Origin of the sequence: Alistipes sp. An116, assembly GCF_002161005.1 — a bacterium.
Lineage (GTDB): Bacteria > Bacteroidota > Bacteroidia > Bacteroidales > Rikenellaceae > Alistipes > Alistipes megaguti.
In genome coordinates, this window is sequence record NZ_NFLR01000009.1 from 141,009 (window position 1) to 160,370 (window position 19,362).

Genomic DNA, 19,362 nt, shown 5'->3' on the forward strand with positions numbered 1-19,362 from the left:
ATTTCAACGCAACGTATGACTGCCGGAACCCTCTACCTGATTCCGTGTCCGATTTCGGACCAGACCGATCCGTGGGACGTCCTGCCCGCGGCCAACCGCGCGGTGATGGACGCGCTGGACTACTTCATCGTCGAGAATACGCGCACGGCGTGGCGCTTCCTCTCGCGGGCCGGCATCGCACGGCCGATCGACGGGCTGGAGTTCCGCGAACTGAACGAACATACGGTGGCCGGCCGTGAGGTCGAGGAGCTGGTGGCGCCGATCGCCGCCGGACGCTCGGCCGGGGTGATCTCCGAAGCCGGGGTGCCGGGCGTGGCCGATCCCGGGGCGCTGGTGGTCGAGGCGTGCCACCGGCGCGGCATCCGCGTGGTGCCGCTCGTGGGCCCCTCGTCGATCCTCCTCGCGGTGATGGCCTCGGGGTTGAACGGGCAGTCGTTCGCCTTCAACGGCTATCTGCCCGTCAAGCCGGCCGAACGAAGCCGTGCCATCCGCTTCTTCGAGCGCCGGGCCCATGCGGAGGGGCAGTCGCAGCTCTTCATCGAAGCGCCGTACCGCAACGCGAAGCTGTTCGGCGAGCTGTTGCAGACGCTCGCTCAGGAGACGCGGCTGACGGTAGCCGTTGATCTGACGGCCCCTTCGGAGTCGGTCATAACCCGCACGGTCGGGGAGTGGCGCCGCGGCCCGCTGCCCGAATTGAACAAACGCCCGGCTATCTTCATCATCGGTTAGCGTTGGTATGCAATTTGTGCGAAAGATTATCCGGAAACTGAAAAAAATACGAGATATGAAAGAGCAAAAGGTTTATAATGAATACGTTAAGAGCGACAAGAAAGTCGCTCCGGACGCTGGAAATCCTTCGCACGACGAGGCTTCGGATGCCAAAATGGCAGACGCGGCCGCTGCGGAGAGTGTCAAAATGGCAGACGATGCCAAGGCCAAGGACTCCGATCCGGAACTGGACGCTGCCGAGGAGGCATCCGACGAGGCGGCCCGGGCCATTGAGGTTGCCGTGGCCGAGTGGAAGGACAAGTTCCTGCGGCTGCAGGCCGAATTCGACAACTACCGCAAACGGACCCTCAAGGAGAAGATGGAGCTCGTCCAGACGGGCGGCCGCGACGTGCTGCTGGCCATGCTGCCGGTGCGCGATGACGTGCAGCGCGCCATGGCGGCCATGGAGAAGAGCGACGATCTGGAGGCGCTGCGTCAGGGCGTGCGGCTCATCTCGCAGAAGTTCACCGAGGCGCTGCGCCAACGGGGCGTTACGGAGATGGAGTTGAAGGATAAGGAGTTCGATGCCGACATCGCGGAGGCGGTGGCCAAATTCGCGGCCGGTGAGGAGATGAAGGGCAAGGTCATCGACGTCGTGCAGACGGGTTACCTGCTGGGCGACAAGGTGCTTCGCTTTGCCAAAGTTGTCGTAGGAGAATAATGCCATGGCAGAGAAAAGAGATTACTATGAAGTGCTCGGTGTGGCGCGGAACGCCAACGCCGACGAGATAAAGAAGGCCTATCGTAAGGCCGCCATCAAGTATCACCCGGACAAGAACCCCGGGGACAAGGAGGCCGAAGAGAAGTTCAAGGAGGCCGCCGAGGCCTATGACGTGCTGTCGAACCCCGAAAAGAGGGCCCGCTACGATCAGTTCGGCCATGCCGGAATGAACGGTGCGGCTGGCGGCGGTGCCGGCGGTTTCGGCGGATTCAGCGGCGGAGGTTTCTCGATGGAGGATATCTTCTCGCAGTTCGGCGACATCTTCGGCGGCCACTTCGGCGGCGGATTCCGTTCGTCGTCGGCGGGTGGCAGCCGGCGCGTCAACCGCGGTTCGGATATCCGCGTGCGGGTCAAGCTGACGCTGGCCGAGATCGCCTCGGGCGTCACCAAGAAGCTCAAGATCAACAAGACCATAGCCTGCGACAAGTGCGGCGGTACGGGTGCCAGGGATGCCAACTCCTACTCGACCTGCTCGGCCTGCAACGGTACGGGTTACGTCACGCGCGTGGAGAACACCTTCTTCGGAAGGATGCAGACGCAGGGTGTCTGCCCGACGTGCGGCGGCACGGGCAAGGTGATCACCTCGCCCTGCGACAAGTGCAAGGGCGAAGGCACGCTGCGCGGTCAGGAGATTGTCGAGATCAAGATCCCGGCCGGAGTGGGCGAGGGAATGGTCCTCACGGTGACGGGCAAGGGCAATGCCGCGCGCCAGGGCGGCGTGAACGGCGACCTGCAGGTCGTGATCGAGGAGGAGCCCAATCCGGAACTGGTCCGCGACGGCAACGATCTGATCCACAACCTGAACATCACGGTGACCACGGCGCTGCTGGGCGGCACGGTCGAGGTCCCGACCGTCGACGGACGGGCCAAGATCAAGATCGCTCCGGGTACGCACGCCGGCAAGGTGCTGCGGTTGGCCGGCAAGGGCCTGCCCGAGGTGAACGGCTACGGCCGCGGCGACGAACTGATCGTCGTGGACATCACCATCCCCTCGAAACTATCGGCCGAAGAGAAACGGCTGGTCGAGCAGCTGGCAGCCCAGCCCTCGTTCCAGCGCGCCGAATCGACCAGGAATCAGAACATATTCGAACGCATGAAGAGCTTCTTCCGTTGACGGGCGGAAGGGCGCTTTGGATGCTCGTCGGGACGAAAACCCCTCCCTCGGGAGGGGCTTTCTCATGACGGAGGAACTATGGATGCGGGGCCGGCGACCCCTCCCCGGCTGTTTTTGAGGCTCGTCTGTGTGAGAGCCGGGCTGCTTGGTGCCGAAGGTTCGGGGCCGTATGGGCGAAGCTCCGGGCTGCTCGCGGGGAGACCGGCCCGGATGTGCGGGTATTCGGGCCGTTTGCGGTGCCTGTGGATCCGCCTGCACGGCGAGCCCGGGATCCGAATCTGTGAAAAAACATGCAATAATTTGCAAAGATATTCGTATCTTTACCGAAAAAGAGGACGACCATGTTAGGCTTTACCCCCTTCAAGAAACACGCGAACAAGTTCAACTATATTCCGCGCTATTACGACCCCGAAAAGGAGGCCCGTGAACAGCGTCGCGCCGAGTTGCGCGGCGAACGCGCCGAGGATGCCGGCCGCGAATACCGCCCGGGACAGTATATCCGTACGCAGCGTGAGGCGCGTGCGGCTCGCCATGCCGGAACCGAGGATCGGGGCCGGATGCGCATCTTCAAGATCGCCGGGGCGGTGGTCCTGATGCTGCTGTTCATCTATCTGCTCTATCCGCGGCTGGTCAACTGGATGCTGCAGATGCAGCGGCCCGTGGCGCGGCCCGTACCGGCGGCTCAGGCCGAGGGGGAGTTCAACCCCTATGCGCCGATTGTCGTCGTCCCGAACGACTATCAGAAGCCGGAGGCTCCGGCCGCCGAGACGGCGGAGAAGCAGGCGGAGGAATAATCGTGTAATCCGTGAGAGAGTAAATGGCAGACAAAATCAGACTGTTGCCCGAAGTGGTCGCCAACCAGATTGCGGCGGGCGAGGTGGTCAACCGGCCTTCGTCGGTGGTCAAGGAGATGATGGAGAACTCGCTCGATGCGGGGGCCCGGACCGTGAAGGTCAATTTCCGCGACGGCGGCAAGGAGCTTATTCAGATCGTCGACGACGGCTGCGGTATGTCGCCCATTGATGCGCGCATGGCCTTCGACCGTCATGCCACGAGCAAAATCAAGGAGGTCGAGGATATCTATGCACTGCATACGTTCGGATTTCGCGGCGAGGCGCTGGCCTCGATTGCCGCCGTGTCGCAGGTCGAACTCCGCACGCGGCAGGAGGGCGACGAGATGGGTACGCAGACCGAAATCAACGGCGGACAGTTCGTCTCGCAGACGGCGGTGATGTGCCCCGTGGGGTCGCAGTTCTACGTGCGCAACCTCTTCTACAACGTACCGGCCCGGCGGCGTTTCCTGGACAAGAGTACCACGTCCGCGTCGCAGATCCGCGCCGAATTCCAGCGCATTGCGCTCTGTTATCCGCAGGTGAGCTTCGAACTCTACTCCAACGACGCTCCGGTCTACAACCTGCAGCCGGCGTCGCTGGCCGGGCGGATCGTCGATGTGGTGGGACGCCACATCAAGCAGAATCTGCTGGAGGTCGAGGCCGATACCTCGATTGCCCGCCTCGAAGGCTTCATCGGACGCCCTGCGGCGGCCAAGAAGCGCAATACGGAGCAGTATCTCTTCGTCAACGGCCGCTTCTTCAAGAGCACCTGTCTGGGAAGCGCCATCCTGAAGGGGTATGAAAAGCTGATTCCGGAGAGTTGCCAACCCTCATATTTCCTCTTCCTGACGATCGATCCCGCGCGTATCGACGTGAATGTCCATCCGCAGAAGACCGAGATCCGCTTTGCCGACGAGGATGCCGTCTGGCAGATCGTCAACGCCGCCGTGCGCGAGACGCTGGCCAAGACGGGCGCCGTGCCGATGATGGATTTCGACCGCGAGAGGTCGATGGAGATCCCCGTGCTGCAGAAGGGAGCCGTCTACAGCGAACCGGCCGCCATGTCGAATCTGGATTACAACCCCTTCCGCGAGGAGTATATCGATCCGTCGGCTCCCGAACCGACGGTCGACTTTACGGGCTTCGACGTCCCCTACGACGGGGCGGATGCCCCGTCCAAACCGGTATCGGGGGGTGTGGGCGCACCGCGTGTGGGACGTGTTCCGTCGTTCCTGGGCGGCGGGGCGCTGACTGCGGCCCAGTCCGACGAGTTTGACGATTTCGAATCGTCGAGCGATTTTCAGCCGGAACCCTCGGACGAGTTCCTCTCGCCGGACGGACTGGCGGCCGCGGATTTCGAGATCGTGGCTTCGGGAGCCCCGGTCGGCGATGGGGCGGATGCAGCCTCCCTCGGAGAGAGTTCGCTGGAGTTCATCCCCTCGTCAGCGGAACCCCGCCAGCAGCAGCTGGAGTTGGCGGAAGGCGTGCAGTTCTCGGATGCGATGCCGCTGCCGGGCGGGTTCATTGCCGCGTTGATCGGCGGCCGTTTCGTCGTGGTTGACGTACACCGGGCCCGCGAACGGATCCTCTATGAGGAGTATCTGCGCATGCTGGGCCACGGTTCGGCCGTCAGCGAGCAGCTGCTCTTCCCCGAACGGCTCGTCCTTTCGCAGGAGGAGTACCGCCTTATGGAGGAGAATGCCGTCGATCTGGCCGCCCTGGGTTTCGACATCGACTTTCGCGGCGGCGGTACCGTCGAGGTGAAGGGTACGCCGGCCGACATGCCTGCCGATTCGGTCGATCAGCTGCTGTTCGACCTGCTGCAGGCCTTCGCCACACCCGTGTCGCTGGCCGACGTGCGCCGCGAGAAGATCGCCGCAGCCATGGCCCTCTCGGGATCGAAGAGCATCGTGCGCAACCTCTCGCGCGAGGAGGCGCAGGCGTTGCTCGACCGTCTGGCCGGGACGGGCAACATCAGCTTCTCGCCCTCGGGCAAGGCCCTCATCACCGAGATCACCCCCGAAGATTTGCGGGCCCGACTGGGATAATCCGGCGGAAAAAAGTTACATTTGCAAAAATTTGAATTCGTTCATGAACCGTTATTTCCAGACCCCACCGGTAGTCAAGAACCTGATTATCATCAACGCTCTGATCTACCTGGCGATGGCGCTCATCCCCGAGGCCTACCGCTTCCTGAACCATTACGGAGCGCTTCAGATCGGCCCGCGGATGCTGGGCTATGAATTCCATACCTACCAGTTCATCACCTACATGTTCCTCCACGCCAATTTCGAACATGTCTTTTTCAACATGTTCGCACTGTGGATGTTCGGACGTACGCTGGAGTATGATCTGGGTTCGCGGCGCTTCCTGATCTACTACATGGTCTGCGGCGTGGGCGCGGCGCTGATTCAGGCCGCCATCACCGTGGCCATGGGTCAGCCGATGGCTCTGGTCGGTGCGTCGGGGGCCGTGATGGGACTGCTGCTGGCCTTCGGCGTGATGTATCCCAATGCCGTGATCATGCTGCTCATCCCGCCCATCCCGATGAAGGCCAAATGGTTCGTCATCATCTACGCCGTCCTGGAGCTCTTCCTCGGGTGGAGAGGCGTAGGCAACGTGGCCCACTTCGCCCATGTCGGCGGCATGTTGTGGGGGTATCTGATGCTCCAGTGGTGGAAACGCCGCGGTATGATCCGTTTCTGAAAGATGGCCTCCGAGTACTACAGCGGTTACGGCGAGCGGCCGGCCGCAAAACGACGCCGCAGCTGGATCGTCTGGCTGTTGGATGGCGCGATGACGCTGCTCTCGGCCGTGGTGGCCGTGGCGTTGGTGCTGACCTATCTGGTCCCCTATGTCGATCCGGCCCGCGTGTGGTTCTTTCCGGTGCTGGGACTCGCGGCACCGATCACCTATGTGGCTGGTGTCATTCTGATGCTCTACTGGATCATCCGCTGGCGCTGGCTGAGGGCCGGCGTGATGATTCTGATCGTTGTGATCGGTCTGTTCAAGGTCTCGCTCTTCTGGCGCCCCGAGATCCGGCGCACTTACGAACAGACGGAGGATTTCGACCGCGGAACCTTCAAGGTGATGACCTACAACGTCCGCAGTTTCTACGGCGAAAACGGCCACAGCAGCGTTGGCGACATCCTGCGGCTGATCGACGAACAGGATCCCGACGTGATCTGCCTGCAGGAGTTCAATGCCCGGCTGGCGGCGCGTTCGGAGAAGTTTGCGCTGCTGGATGAACGTTACGAAAGTGCCGGCTTCGGGCGTACGTCGGCCCCCGATTCGGCCTACGAGGCTCCGCTGGCGGTGCTGAGCAAGTTCCGGATCCTGCGCTCGGGAACGGTGCTGACTCCCGCCTCGTCGGTGTGGGTCGACCTGCTGGTGGGCGAGGACACGGTGCGCGTCTTCAACAACCACCTCCGCTCGACGGCCATCAATGCCTCGGACAACCGCTACATCACCGAGCACCGCTTCCTCTCGGATACGGCCCGCGAGACTAAGATCCGCAGCATCGTCGACCGCCTGCGTGACAACAGCGTGCTGCGCGCCGCACAGGTCGACAGCATCGCCCGCGTGATCGACGACACCCGCACGCGGATCCTGGTCTGCGGCGATTTCAACGATACGCCCGTTTCGTATGTCTACCGCAAGATGGCCCGCGGACTGCGCGACGCCTTCCGCAGTTGCGGATCGGGCTATTCGCATACGTTCCGCGGCTTCTACAACACACTGCGCATCGACTATGTGCTGTGCGGCGGTCTGGAACCGATCACCTACGAAACCATTCCCGTAGATTATTCGGACCACCATCCGGTGCTGGTGCGGATGAAGAAATCGGAGGAGGACTGAGCGAGCCCGATAACCCTGAATTGCAAGATAACCCTAAAAATAGAAAACTATGATTCTGGATTCTTTGAAAAACAGCGCACTCTACTACGGCGTACATCCGCGCATGAAGAAGGCCTTCGAACTGATCGCCTCGACCGACTGGACGAAGGTGGAGCCCGGTATTCACGAGCTCGACGGCCGGGATATCTACGTCAACGTCCAGGAGCGCTTGCTCAAACTGAAGAAGGATGCCAAACTCGAGGTGCACAACGAGTATATCGACATCCAGGTGCTCGTCAGCGGCACGTGCGAATCGTTCGGCTGGAGCGAGCGCAAGGATCTCTGCAAACCGCAGTCGGAGTTCAACAAGGAGAAGGATATTCAGCTCTTCGACGATGAGCCCCAGACCTACTATACGCTTCGTCCGGGCCAGTTTACGGTGCTCTTCCCCGAGGACGGACACGCTCCGATGGTGGGCGAGGGGACGGTGCGCAAGATCATCGTCAAGGTGCGCCTGTAGTTCCGCGCGGGCGGGAAGGGGCTGGTTCCTTCCCTTCTGATGGAAAAACGCTCATGAAAAACCCTGCTGTCTTTGGGCAGCAGGGTTTTTTGTATGGGGGGGAGGCGGCTGCGGAAGAGCGGGAGTCGGTCCGTATCAGAGACGGGTGCCGGGCGGCATCGGACGGGTGTAGGGCCGTATCGGATGGGTGTAGGGCCATATCGGACGGGCACCGGGTCCGCTTTCCGCTCCCTTCTTCGGAGAGTCAGGCCACGGCGGGGCGGGACGAGTGGCGCACTCCGAAGCGGATGCAGAGCCACGAGCAGAGGGCGCAGACCACGAAGACCGTACCCGTCGAGAGGAGCGTGTCGCCCATGCCGACGAGCGGCGAGACCACACCTCCGAAGGCGAAGCAGACGGCTCCCAGCAGGGCCGAACCTGTTCCGGCCTGTTCGCGGGCGGCCTCCATGGCCAGTGCCGTCGAGGAGGTGAAGGTGAGGCCCATGGTGAAGAGCAGTGCAAAGAGCAGCATCTCGTAGGTCCAGAATCCGCAACCCGATGCCAGCGCAACGGCTTCGGCTGCGGCGAAGAGGATCATGCCCCGGCAGCCCGTGCGCGTACAGCGTTCGGGCGAGCGGAACTTCACCGAGAGGGCAGCAGCCGTACCGATCGAGATGGCGTTGATGGCGAAGCAGATACTGAATTCGAAGGCCGAGAAGCCGTAGTGCTGCTGGACGATGAAGGGTGACGAGGCGATGTAGGCGAAGAGGACACCCTGTGCGAATCCGAGCTGGAGCGTGTAGGCGCGGTAGCGGCGGTTGCGGAGGACGGTGGCGAAGCCGTGCAGCAGATCGCCCCAGCCGACCCGGCTGCGGCGCTCCAGCGGCAGCGATTCGCGCAGGCGATAGCTGCCGGCAAGAAGGACGACACCCAGCGCGAGCAGGATGCAGAAGATGCCCCGCCAGCCGATCGAGTCGCTGAGCGTACCGCCGACGATCGGGGCCACGACCGGGGCCACGCCGTTCACGGCACCGATCAGGGCCAGCATGCGGGCCAGATCCTGGCCGGCGAAGCGGTCCGTGGCTACCGAGCGTGAGATGACGATGCCGCCGGCTCCGGCCACGCCCTGCAGCAGACGCAGGGCGATGAACTGACTGATGTCGGTGGCGAACAGGCAGAGCAGCGTGGCGGCAATGAAGAGCCACATGGCTGCCAGCAGCGGGCGGCGGCGTCCGTACTTGTCGCTCAGCGGGCCGAAGAGCAGCTGTCCGACGGCCAGGCCGATCATGCTGGTCGTCAGTCCCATCTGCACGAGCGACGACGAGGTGTGGAAATAGCCCGTCATGGCGGGGAGCGTCGGCAGGTACATGTCCGTCACAAAGGGGCCGAACGCCGTAAGCATACCCAGCAGAACGAGCAGAAAGAGTTTGCTGTTGTTGTTCATTCCGTACAAATTTTCGTTGCAAAAGTACACTGGATTTTCCCGGTGCGAGTAGTCGTTTGTTGCCCGGTTTTGTCGCATTTCGGAACAAGAAGGAGGATTCCGGAACACGTCGTCTCCGAAATCCTCCTTCCAGGGGGGGAAAGCTCTCTCTGCCGGGCTATTTGCCGATACCGAAGTAGCGGAATCCGGCGGCCCGGACCTCCTCCCTGTCGTAGATGTTGCGTCCGTCGACCACCACATCGCCGCGCATCATCTCGCGCAGGCGGCCCCAGTCGGGCATGCGGAACTCCTTCCACTCGGTGAGCAGCGCCACGGCATCGGCCCCCATGGCTGCTTCGTACATCGTCCGGGCCGGGAGCACCTCCAGATCGCTCCGCCGGCGGAGAAACTCCGTCACGGCCACCGGATCGCAGATCCGCACCTCGGCACCGGCGCCGACCAGACGTGTGATGACCTCCGTGGCCGGGGCTTCGCGGATATCGTCCGTCTCGGGCTTGAAGGCGACCCCCCAGATGGCCACGCGACGTCCGTGCAGATCGCCCAGCGCGGCGTGCAGCTTCTCGAAGACGACGCTCTTCTGCGCCTCGTTGACCCGTTCGACCGCTTCGATGACCTGCATCGTGTAGCCGTGTTGGCGGGCCGTGGCGGCCAGCGCCTTGACATCCTTCGGGAAGCACGAACCGCCGTAGCCGCATCCCGGATAGAGGAATTTGTTGCCGATCCGGGTGTCGGAGCCGATCCCCTTGCGGACCATCCCGACATCGGCCCCCACGCGGTCACAGAGGTTGGCGATCTCGTTCATGAACGAGATGCGGGTGGCCAGCATGGCGTTGGCGGCGTATTTGGTCATCTCGGCCGAGGCGATGTCCATGAACAGCACGCGGAAGTTGTTGATCAGGAAGGGTCGGTAGAGACGGGCCATCAGGTCGCGGGCCCGCTGGCTGTCGACCCCCACCACCACGCGGTCGGGTGACATGAAATCCTTGATGGCGGCCCCCTCCTTCAGAAATTCGGGGTTCGAGGCGACGTCGAAGGGCACCTGGCAGCCGCGTCGGTCCAGCTCTTCGCGGATGATCGTGCGGATGCGGTCGGCCGTGCCTACGGGAACGGTGCTCTTCGTGACGAGCAGCGTGTAGCGGTTGATGTGCTGTCCGAAGGTGCGTGCGACGCTCATCACCTGGTTCAGATCGGCGCTGCCGTCGGCTCCCGGCGGGGTTCCGACCGCCGAGAAGACCACCTCGACGCGGTCGAGACACTCCGCCAGATCGGTCGTGAAGTGGAGCCGTCCGGCTGCGGTGTTGCGGCGCACCAGCTCCTCCAGCCCTGGTTCGTAGATCGGGATCTGTCCGCTGCGAAGCGCTTCGATCTTTCCGCGGTCGGTGTCCACGCAGGTGATGTCGAGGCCCATCTCCGCAAAGCAGGCTCCCGACACCAGTCCGACGTATCCCGTTCCGACGATGGCGATTCTCATCCTCAGGCCTTGTTGCGAAGTTTTTCGGCGACGTTGCAGGCCAGTGCGTGGCAGGCGTCGAACATCTTCTCGCCGAAGCCCTGCCGCATCTCGATGGGGTCGCACAGCGTCTCCCACTTCATCTTCTGGGCGAATTCACCCAGCAGACGTACCGAGGCTCCGGCCCAGTTGAACGACCCGAACCAGCCGAAGCGGCGCTGCGGGATGCAGCGTGCGGCCAGTTTGTCGAGCAGTTCGCCCACGGGCGGGAAGAGTCCGCCGTTGTAGGTCGGGCCGCCGACGAGCAGCGTGTCGAAGCGGAAGACGTCACGCAGCACGACCGACGGATCGGCATACGAGAGGTTGTAGAGGCGGATGTTGCGGACGCCTGCGGACACCAGTTCCCGGGCGATGCGCTCGGCCAGTTGTTCGGTGTTGCCGTACATCGAGGCGTAGGCGATCACCACGCCCGGCTCACCCTCGTAGCGGCTCATGCGGTCGTAGAGATCCAGCACGCGGCCGATGTGCTGCTGCCAGACGGGACCGTGGGTCGGGCAGATCGTCCGCACGGGCAGCGTCGCGAGTTTCTGCAGGGCCTTCTGCACCGGAGCTCCGTATTTGCCGACGATGCAGGCGTAATAGCGGCGCATCTCGTCCCAATAGCGCTCGGCGTCGACCTGCGAGTCGGTGATTCCGCCGTCGAGGGCTCCGAACGTACCCATGGCATCCCCCGAGAAGAGGGTCTGCTCTTCGGCACACCACGTGACCATCGTCTCGGGCCAGTGGACCATCGGGATCATGTGGAACGAAAGGCTCTTGCCATCGCCCAGATCGAGCGTCGAGCCCTCCTTGACCTCGATGGCGTTTCCCTTCACGCCGTAGTATCCCTCGACCATCTGCAGGGCCTTGGCATTGGCGACGAGCTGCAGGTCGGGGTAGATGCGGCGCAGGGTGGCGATCGACGACGAGTGGTCGGGTTCCATGTGGTTGATGACCAGGTAGTCGATCCGGCGGTCGCCGATCACTTCGCGGATGTTGGCTTCGAGACGGCTGCCGAATGCCTCCTCGACGGTGTCGATCAGGGCGATCTTCTCGCCCACGACCAGATATGCGTTGTAGGAAACCCCTTGCGGGAGCGACCAGAGACCCTCGAAACGGGTTGTCGTGCGGTCGTTGACGCCGACATAGTGAATGCCGGGAACAATTTCAGTAATTGCCATAAAAGGGTATGTTAAATTTTTGCCGCAAAGGTACGAAAAAAAACGCAAAACAACTCGTTGTTTTTGCGGGCATTCTCAAAATCCGTGCGGTTTCGGCCCTGGCCCAGGGTATTGTTGCATGCCGGGACTGCAGGGCCGCATCCTCGGAAGGGGCCGGGAGTGGGATGAAAGTCTTATCTTCGGGGTTTTTCAAACCTATTATTATGATGTTATGGCAACAGTAAAAGTGAAATTCCGGGCCTCGACCGTAGCAGGCCGGATGGGGCATCTATTCTATCAGGTTGTTCACGACGGACGTATCGAGCGGATGCGAACCGGATTCCGGCTTTTCCCGTCCGAGTGGGATGCCGGGAGGGGATGCTGCCGCATCGAATCCGCCGCCGATTCCGAACGACGGGAGTACCTGGCCGACGTGCAGCGGCAGATCCGGTCCGATCTGGAACGATTCCAGCGCATGTTGTCCACGTTCGGACAAGACGTGACCGGCTGTGGAAGGGAGCCGTTGTCGGCCGCACTCGGTTCGCCTCAGTCCGACATGCTGTTCGACTTCATGCAGCGGCTGATCCTTCAACTCCGGGAACTGAACCGTATGCGCACGAGTGAAACCTATACGGCGGCGCTGCGGAGTTTCGCCCGTTTTCGCCATCAGCAGGATATTCCGCTTGCAGCCATCGACGGCGATCTGATCGAGGCCTACGAGGCCGATCTGCGGCGTTCGGGAGTGAGCCGGAACACCTCGTCTTTCTACATGCGGATTCTGCGGGCGGTCTACAACCGGGCCGTGGAGAAGAACCTCACTCCGCAGCGCTATCCCTTCCGGCATGTCTATACGGGGGTCGACAAGACCGTCAAACGGGCCATTACGCTGGAATCCCTGCGGCGTCTGCGGATGTTGGATCTGCGGTCGGATCCCCACCTGGATTATGCCCGGGATCTGTTTCTGCTGAGCTTCTACCTGCGGGGCATGTCCTTCGTGGACATGGCCTATCTGAAGCGTTCGAACCTGCAGGACGGCGTGCTGGTCTACCGCAGGCAGAAGACCGGCCAGCTGCTGCGGATCCGTTGGGAACCCTGCATGCAGGCGATCGTCGACAAATATCCCTTGCGGCATCCGGATTATCTGCTGCCGGTCTTCCGGAGCGGTTTCCCGGACGGACGGAATCAATACAAGAACCGGGGACATTTGATCAACCGGAATCTGAAACGGCTGGGCAATCTTCTCAATTTGCCGATTCCGCTGACACTCTATTGCGCCCGGCATACCTGGGCCAGTGTTGCGCGGAGCCGGGAGATTCCGCTGTCGGTTATCAGCGAGGGCATGGGGCATGACTCGGAAACGACCACACGCATCTATTTGGCCTCACTGGATACGGGGGTGGTGGACCGCGCCAATCGTTTGGTTATAGATTTGCTCGAAATCTGAGTTCTTGACTAATGATTCAATCTCTTTTTAAGAGATATTATTACTGATTGTAATCGATTTATCATCAGTATAATTGCCTGAAAATATTCATATTACATATTAATTTCGTCGGACGATGATGAATTTTACGCCTGAATTGTTTAAAATTGTAATATGATTTGTTGTTTCTAACCTTTTTTTACCTATATTTGCCAATACAAATTCTTCTCTTAAAAAGAGACAATACTAATTATTAACTCAAATTTAGGTCTATGAGAAAACTTGTACTACTCTTTATGGCCGTTTTGAGTTGTAGCCTGTTGGCAACGGCTCAAAATCGGAAAGTCTCCGGTACGGTTACCTCATCCGATGGGAAACCGATAGCAGGTGTGACGGTTGTTGTGGAAGGTATGCACATCGGAACCAGTACGAATGCCGAGGGTCAGTATACCCTGGACGTGCGTAAGGGAACGACACTGCAGTTCTCGTTTATCGGTATGCAGTCGCAGACGATTCCGATCAACGATCGTACGACGATCGATGTAGTCCTGCAGGACGATGCCATCGGTCTGGATAATGTCGTGATTACGGCTTTGGGCCTTACGCGCCAGGAGCGAACGCTGGGTTATGCCTCCTCGACGATCAAGTCCGACGAAATCGCCAAGGGACATGCTTCGGATGCCATGTCGGGACTGATCGGCAAGGTCGCCGGTATGCAGATCTCCTCGTCGGGAGGTGCGGGTACCTCGCAGAAGGTCATCGTACGCGGTTATTCGTCGCTCTCGGGCAGCAACCAGCCTCTCTATGTGGTCGACGGCGTGCCCATCTCCAATGAGACGATGGGAACGCAGGATCTGAACAACTCGATCGACTTCGGCAACCAGGCCGGCGATATCAACCCCGAGGAGATCGAATCGATCACCGTCCTCAAGGGTGCCTCGGCTACGGCTCTCTACGGTTCGCGGGCCGGTAACGGCGTGATCATCATCACCACCAAGCGCGGTCGTCAGAACGAGGATGTGACGGTTACCTACGACGGATCGTTCATGGCCAGCACCGTGCTGCGCATCCCGCAGCTGCAGTCGAAGTTCGGCCAGGGCTGGTACTACGACTACGACGGCGGCTATTTCGGCAACTTCTCGCCGACGGAGAACGGTTCGTGGGGCAACCTGCTCGACGGCCGTATGCACTACTGGCGTCCGGGAGCCTCGTGGTACGAAGGCGCCGAGATGTCGATGAAGCCCTTCTCCCATGCGAAAAACTCGCTCAAGAACTTCTATGATACGGGCTTCGAGATGAACAATACGATTACCGTACAGGGCGGAACGCAGAACAGCGGCTTCATGGTCTCCTACGGCAACACCCATTCGAACGGCGTTCTGCCCGGCAACAACGACTACTACAAGCGCAACACCATTTCGTTCCGCGGCAACACGCAGATCAAGGGCGGTCTGGCGTGGCTGAACTATGGTATTTCCTACGTGCGCAAGGACGTACGCAATGCCATGACCGGCCAGGGTATGAACGGTTCGACCATCTATCAGGATATTCTGCAGTATCCGGTCGATGTCGACTATGCCGACCTGAAGGACTACAACAGCGTCTACAACGACGCCAACAACTTCTATACGCCCTATGCGCAGAATCCGTGGTGGACGTTGGACCACAACTATTCGACCTACCAGGATGACCGCGTCTACGGCAACATCGAGCTGGGTCTGCAGCTGACCAAGGGTCTGCAGCTGATCGGACGTCTGGGCGGCGACTTTGTCAACTCGAACGAGAAGTATTACAACGACCTGTGGCAGTATCTGCCGGGCTCCTATACGGAGACCGAGGGTGGTTCGGTCGAGCCGGGTTCCTATCAGGAGATCGCCCGCAAGAGCAATCAGATCGACGCCAACGTGCTGTTGAATGCCGATTACCGTTTCGGGCGCGACTGGTCGCTGCACGCTGCGGCAGGCTGGAATCTCAACCAGCGTACGGCCTCCTACGTGGAGGGGACCCTGTCGGGCCTGGCTGTTGAATCGTGGCCGAGTTTCGACAACACGAGCGGTGCAACGCCCGTTGCAAGCTCCCACTTCGAGCGGCGGCGTCTGATCGGACTCTATGCGCAGGCCGATCTGGGGTGGCGCGACGGCATCTACCTGACCCTCTCGGCACGTAACGACTGGTCGTCGACGCTGCCTATCGACGACAACTCGTTCTTCTACTGGGGCGCGAACGTTTCGGTGGTGCTGACCGACCTCTTCCCGTCGATTCGCAACGACGTGCTGAGCTTCCTCAAGTTGCGCGGCGGCTATGGCCAGACCGGTAACGACGCCTCGCCCTACCACACGTCGAGCTACTATCTGCTGGGCAGCGCCACGGGCGGCTTCGGCGATCTGAAGTTCCCGCTCAACGGCTATTCAGGCCTGCTGCGGTCGACGATCATGCCGGCATCGGCACTCAAGCCGGAGATCTCCACCGAATGGGAGGTCGGCGCTGACATCCGTCTGTTTGAGAACCGACTCAACTTCGACGTGGCTTACTACGACAAGAAGACCAAGAACCAGATCATCTCGGCTACGCTGGCTCCCGAATCGGGCTATACGTCGCAGGTGCGCAACGTGGGTCTGATCCAGAACCGCGGTGTCGAGCTGACGGTGGGTATCGTTCCCGTACGGACGAAGGACTGGGAGTGGAACTTCACCTACACTTTCTCGAAGAACAAGAACGAGGTGAAGGAGCTCTGGGACGACGTCAGGGAGACGACGATCTACGGCCTGACAACCGGTGCCCAGCTGAAGGCTATCGTGGGCGAACCGCTCGGCACGTGGACCTACTACAAGACCCAGACCGTACAGGATGCCTCGAGCCCCTACTACGGCAAGACGATCGTCAATGCCACGACGGGTTATCCCGAGCTTTCGGCGACCGAGACCGAGATCATCGGTTACGCCGATCCGAAGTTCACGATGGGCTTCAACAATACGGTTCGCTGGCGGGATCTCTCGCTGGGCTTCTCGTTCGACTGGCGTTACGGCGGCAAGATGTACTCGGCTACGCAGAGCATCATCTACTTCAACGGCAACGCCGAGCAGACGCTCTACAACATGCGCGATTCGTTCGTGGTTCCCGATGCGGTCTACAAGGGCTCCGACGGGGAGTATCATGAGAACAACATTCCCGTTACCGGATACTACAACATAAGCAACTACTGGTACTCGAACACCAACGCAGAGCGTTATCGCGACGCTCTGGTCGACAAGACCTATCTGAAGCTGCGCGAGGTGAACCTCACGTACCGTCTTCCGCGCAAGTGGTTTGCCGGGGTGAAGTGGCTGTCGGGCATCGACGTCTCGCTGGTGGGCCGCAACCTGCTGATGTGGACCCCCAATCAGGGAATCATCGACCCGGACATGACCAACTACGGCAACGACCTCACCTCGCAGTTCGGCGAGTACTATTCGGCCCCGACGACGCGAACCTTCGGAGGCAGCATCAAAATCATCTTCTAAACGTCCCATTTAACCCATTTAAGAAGTCATCGTTATGAAAAGAATCACAGTCATATTACTCCTGCTCGTATCGACGACGCTGAGCGGATGTCGGGACTGGCTGGATATCAACGAGAATCCGAACTATGTCAGCAATGCGGACAAGACCTCGCTGCTGCCGACCGTCGCACTCGAAACGGCCGACAAGGTGGGCTATGAACTTACGCTGGTGGGGTTGTTCTGGTCGCAGTACGTGGTGCAGAACAAGAATACCAACCAGTATACGACGATCATGGACTACAACCTCAATACGCAGTCGTCGTACTTCACCTTCCCGTGGTCTTACCTCTACGTGCGGGTGCTGCCGACGATCAAGGAGATCCTGACGCAGTGCGCCGGCGAATCGAACGCCTCGAACTTCGAACTCGAAGCCAAGACGATGCTGGTCTACAACCTCTACCTGCTGACGAGCCTCTACGACGAGGTTGCCTATACGGAAGGATATCTTGCAGCCGAGACCAACACGACGCCCCATTTCGACTCGGGAGAGAAGATGCAGCAGGTCATCATCGGCCTGCTTGAGGAGATCCGGGCCATGGATACCGCGAAGATTGCCGCCGACGAATCGGCCAACACCTCCTCGACCTCCGACATGATCTTCGGCGGCGATGTGGAGCAGTGGATGAAGTTTGCCAATACGCTCTACCTGCGGGTGCTGCTCCGCGATTTCGACACCAACCGCTCCAAGATCGAGGCGCTGCTGACGGAGAACAAGCTGCTCGATACGAAGGATGCGGCGTTCGACAACTTCGCCAACGAGGCCGACCGTTCGAATCCTCTCTATGAGAGCGACCGCCGCCAGTTGAATACGGATCAGAACATCCGTTGCTGCAAGGATATTCTGGGAGTTCTTTCGGAGAGCGATCCGCGACTGGCATACTATTACGAGACAACCGACGACGGCAAGTTCCTCGGAGTATCTTACGGTACGCTGCCCACGCCGGCCGAGGCAACGCGGCTGCAGCTCGGAGCTCAGGATCCGGTCTATTTTGCCACGATCGACGAGGCCTACTTCCTCAAGGCCGAGGCCTATGCCCGGCTGGGAAATGCCTCGGAGGCAAAGAACAACTACGATGCGGCAATCAAGGCAGCCTTTACACGGTGTGGCTGCACGGGAGCCGATGATTTCATCGCCGGCGATTATACCTTCAATATGGTTGCCGGAACGGAGGCGATGGTCGAGCAGATCATCAACCAGAAGTGGGCGGCCAATGTCCGCTGCATGCCTATCGAGTCGTGGTTCGACCTGAACCGTACGGGCTATCCGACGCGCGGCACGACAATCACGGATTCGAAGGGTGTGCTGGGCGACTATCCCTACCGCTTCCTCTATCCCTACACATCAACGGATTACAACCCCAACTCACCGGAGGTCGAGCCGTTGAATGCCAAGATGTGGTGGCACAAGAAATAGATTCCGAAACCCAATCAAGAACGACGAATTATGAAAAAGATATTGAAAATGCTGGCTATCGGAGCTCTTGCCGCAGGTTTTGTCTCCTGCGAAACCTACGAGGTGGAGGAGCCCGAGATGACTGCCGTGGCGGATTTCGACGGGCAGTGGATCTGCTTCGCCTACGAGGCGAGCGATCTGCAGACGCCCGTGACGGTATTCGACATTCTGGTAACAAATACGACCTACAACGAGTCGAATGCCATGTGGATGACCATCTCCGATTGCGACTATCGGATCACTGGCGATCCCAGGTATCTGGATGCGCTGCAGTTCAAGCTGACGTGCAATCCGGCGGACCTGAGTTTCTCCGGCTCGGCCGTGGAGGCCTCGCAACCGCGCACCTGCCATAATATTTATGTTGCCCAGGGCTATTATACGGCGGGATATATGGGCTTTGTAGACGTGGATGGATATACGGTGACGGTGACCGGCGGCAAGGTGGTCAAGGATGGCGTAGATACGAAGACGGGATACAAGTCCGACGCCATCGAATTCAACTACAGCCGCACGAATCCCGACGGCTTGACGGAACAGTATGTGGTCAAGGGGATGAAGAATACCGGTTGGAATGAGGACATGCAGGATTATTCCGACTTCATCGACAACAATTTTTCTTCTGATTCGGAATGAAACACACTCACTTTCTGTCAAGAGTGAATTTCTAGATTCATTTTTTCGGAAGAGGGCTCTCATGGTTGAGGGCCCTCTCCTTTTTTGCGGAACGGGGCTGCCTCGGCATGGCGTCAGAATGCGGTATTTCGAAGGATTTCGCTGGGGGCATGCGTTTCGGCTGAGGCTGATGCCGGAAGGGGTGTTGTTCGTCTGTTTGTCCGGTCTGGTTCTCTTTTCGTCCGACAGATCCTCCTTCCCGTAACGCTGGCGGATCAACTCGGCCAGATAACGCCGGCAACTCTCGTAGCGGCGGACCGTAACCAGCGCATAATCAGTCCCAACCAACGTCCGGCACTGGTCGTTGTGCTCCTGCATGGTCTCCAACAGCGTGCGGACCTCTTCCGGCTTCTCCTGCCCGAAGAAGAGCTCCTGCAGCAGGTGAGCCGTGACGGGGCGGTTCTGCTGCT

15 protein-coding genes and 1 pseudogene are annotated in these 19,362 nt (G+C 60.2%); 12 read left to right on the top strand and 4 right to left on the bottom strand.

All coding sequences use genetic code 11. The annotated features are described in order from the left end of the window. Positions 1-15: 15 nt before the first annotated feature. From B5E60_RS08105 to B5E60_RS08140, 8 genes are all read left to right on the top strand, one after another. On the top strand, positions 16-729 hold the full coding sequence (locus B5E60_RS08105) for an SAM-dependent methyltransferase (RefSeq protein ID WP_087311002.1): 714 nt from the start codon (positions 16-18) through the stop codon (positions 727-729). Between the two features lie 55 nt (positions 730-784). After that, the gene (locus tag B5E60_RS08110) at positions 785-1,429 is read left to right on the top strand and encodes a nucleotide exchange factor GrpE (RefSeq protein WP_087311003.1); all 645 of its coding nucleotides are present in this window, start codon (positions 785-787) and stop codon (positions 1,427-1,429) included. A 4-nt stretch (positions 1,430-1,433) separates the two neighbouring features. Further along, positions 1,434-2,603, top strand: a complete 1,170-nt coding sequence (gene dnaJ, locus B5E60_RS08115) for a molecular chaperone DnaJ (protein ID WP_087311004.1) — start codon at positions 1,434-1,436, stop codon at positions 2,601-2,603. Between the two features lie 341 nt (positions 2,604-2,944). After that, positions 2,945-3,397, top strand: coding sequence for a hypothetical protein (locus tag B5E60_RS08120; RefSeq protein ID WP_087311005.1), 453 nt, complete (start codon positions 2,945-2,947; stop codon positions 3,395-3,397). Positions 3,398-3,420: 23 nt separating this feature from the next. Then, a complete protein-coding gene (gene mutL / locus B5E60_RS08125) occupies positions 3,421-5,484 on the top strand; it encodes a DNA mismatch repair endonuclease MutL (RefSeq protein ID WP_087311006.1) in 2,064 nt (687 codons plus the stop codon). 43 nt (positions 5,485-5,527) lie between these two features. After that, positions 5,528-6,142 carry a rhomboid family intramembrane serine protease gene (locus B5E60_RS08130; protein WP_087311007.1) on the top strand — a complete coding sequence of 205 codons (615 nt, stop codon included), beginning with the start codon at positions 5,528-5,530 and terminating at the stop codon, positions 6,140-6,142. Positions 6,143-6,145: 3 nt separating this feature from the next. Continuing rightward, positions 6,146-7,294 (top strand): endonuclease/exonuclease/phosphatase family protein, encoded by a 1,149-nt coding sequence (locus tag B5E60_RS08135; protein WP_087311008.1) that lies wholly within the window; start codon positions 6,146-6,148, stop codon positions 7,292-7,294. A gap of 49 nt (positions 7,295-7,343) precedes the next feature. Beyond that, positions 7,344-7,793, top strand: coding sequence for a YhcH/YjgK/YiaL family protein (locus B5E60_RS08140; protein ID WP_087311009.1), 450 nt, complete (start codon positions 7,344-7,346; stop codon positions 7,791-7,793). 244 nt (positions 7,794-8,037) lie between these two features. Here B5E60_RS08140 and B5E60_RS08145 read toward each other — a convergent pair whose 3' ends face one another. From B5E60_RS08145 to B5E60_RS08155, 3 genes are all read right to left on the bottom strand, one after another. Next, complete coding sequence (locus B5E60_RS08145; protein WP_087311010.1) at positions 8,038-9,216, bottom strand: multidrug effflux MFS transporter; 1,179 nt, start codon at positions 9,214-9,216, stop codon at positions 8,038-8,040. A 157-nt stretch (positions 9,217-9,373) separates the two neighbouring features. Further along, positions 9,374-10,687, bottom strand: coding sequence for a UDP-glucose dehydrogenase family protein (locus tag B5E60_RS08150; RefSeq protein WP_087311011.1), 1,314 nt, complete (start codon positions 10,685-10,687; stop codon positions 9,374-9,376). 2 nt (positions 10,688-10,689) lie between these two features. Next, positions 10,690-11,886: an FprA family A-type flavoprotein gene (locus B5E60_RS08155; RefSeq protein WP_087311012.1), complete on the bottom strand. Its 1,197-nt coding sequence runs from the start codon at positions 11,884-11,886 to the stop codon at positions 10,690-10,692. Between the two features lie 211 nt (positions 11,887-12,097). Between B5E60_RS08155 and B5E60_RS08165 the strand changes: the two genes are divergently transcribed. The 4 genes from B5E60_RS08165 to B5E60_RS08180 all read left to right on the top strand — a co-directional run bounded on the left by B5E60_RS08165 (position 12,098) and on the right by B5E60_RS08180 (position 18,913). Beyond that, positions 12,098-13,309, top strand: a complete 1,212-nt coding sequence (locus B5E60_RS08165; RefSeq protein WP_087311014.1) for a tyrosine-type recombinase/integrase — start codon at positions 12,098-12,100, stop codon at positions 13,307-13,309. Between the two features lie 275 nt (positions 13,310-13,584). After that, on the top strand, positions 13,585-16,788 hold the full coding sequence (locus B5E60_RS08170) for a SusC/RagA family TonB-linked outer membrane protein (protein ID WP_342394912.1): 3,204 nt from the start codon (positions 13,585-13,587) through the stop codon (positions 16,786-16,788). A gap of 34 nt (positions 16,789-16,822) precedes the next feature. Beyond that, entirely contained in the window at positions 16,823-18,241 is a 1,419-nt protein-coding gene (locus tag B5E60_RS08175; RefSeq protein ID WP_087311016.1) for a SusD/RagB family nutrient-binding outer membrane lipoprotein, read from the top strand. Between the two features lie 30 nt (positions 18,242-18,271). Then, the gene (locus B5E60_RS08180; protein ID WP_087311017.1) at positions 18,272-18,913 is read left to right on the top strand and encodes a lipid-binding protein; all 642 of its coding nucleotides are present in this window, start codon (positions 18,272-18,274) and stop codon (positions 18,911-18,913) included. Positions 18,914-19,138: 225 nt separating this feature from the next. Here the strand turns inward: B5E60_RS08180 and B5E60_RS14220 are convergent. Continuing rightward, a pseudogene (locus tag B5E60_RS14220) lies at positions 19,139-19,362 on the bottom strand (site-specific integrase); the annotation flags it as partial.

What these genes read in the sequence shown, in the direction of transcription:
- B5E60_RS08105 (WP_087311002.1), top strand. Translation starts at nt 16, where the DNA reads ATGACTGCCGGAACCCTCTACCTGATTCCGTGTCCGATTTCGGACCAG.
- B5E60_RS08110 (WP_087311003.1), top strand. Translation starts at nt 785, where the DNA reads ATGAAAGAGCAAAAGGTTTATAATGAATACGTTAAGAGCGACAAGAAA.
- dnaJ (WP_087311004.1), top strand. Translation starts at nt 1,434, where the DNA reads ATGGCAGAGAAAAGAGATTACTATGAAGTGCTCGGTGTGGCGCGGAAC.
- B5E60_RS08120 (WP_087311005.1), top strand. Translation starts at nt 2,945, where the DNA reads ATGTTAGGCTTTACCCCCTTCAAGAAACACGCGAACAAGTTCAACTAT.
- mutL (WP_087311006.1), top strand. Translation starts at nt 3,421, where the DNA reads ATGGCAGACAAAATCAGACTGTTGCCCGAAGTGGTCGCCAACCAGATT.
- B5E60_RS08130 (WP_087311007.1), top strand. Translation starts at nt 5,528, where the DNA reads ATGAACCGTTATTTCCAGACCCCACCGGTAGTCAAGAACCTGATTATC.
- B5E60_RS08135 (WP_087311008.1), top strand. Translation starts at nt 6,146, where the DNA reads ATGGCCTCCGAGTACTACAGCGGTTACGGCGAGCGGCCGGCCGCAAAA.
- B5E60_RS08140 (WP_087311009.1), top strand. Translation starts at nt 7,344, where the DNA reads ATGATTCTGGATTCTTTGAAAAACAGCGCACTCTACTACGGCGTACAT.
- B5E60_RS08145 (WP_087311010.1), bottom strand. Translation starts at nt 9,216, where the DNA reads ATGAACAACAACAGCAAACTCTTTCTGCTCGTTCTGCTGGGTATGCTT.
- B5E60_RS08150 (WP_087311011.1), bottom strand. Translation starts at nt 10,687, where the DNA reads ATGAGAATCGCCATCGTCGGAACGGGATACGTCGGACTGGTGTCGGGA.
- B5E60_RS08155 (WP_087311012.1), bottom strand. Translation starts at nt 11,886, where the DNA reads ATGGCAATTACTGAAATTGTTCCCGGCATTCACTATGTCGGCGTCAAC.
- B5E60_RS08165 (WP_087311014.1), top strand. Translation starts at nt 12,098, where the DNA reads ATGGCAACAGTAAAAGTGAAATTCCGGGCCTCGACCGTAGCAGGCCGG.
- B5E60_RS08170 (WP_342394912.1), top strand. Translation starts at nt 13,585, where the DNA reads ATGGCCGTTTTGAGTTGTAGCCTGTTGGCAACGGCTCAAAATCGGAAA.
- B5E60_RS08175 (WP_087311016.1), top strand. Translation starts at nt 16,823, where the DNA reads ATGAAAAGAATCACAGTCATATTACTCCTGCTCGTATCGACGACGCTG.
- B5E60_RS08180 (WP_087311017.1), top strand. Translation starts at nt 18,272, where the DNA reads ATGAAAAAGATATTGAAAATGCTGGCTATCGGAGCTCTTGCCGCAGGT.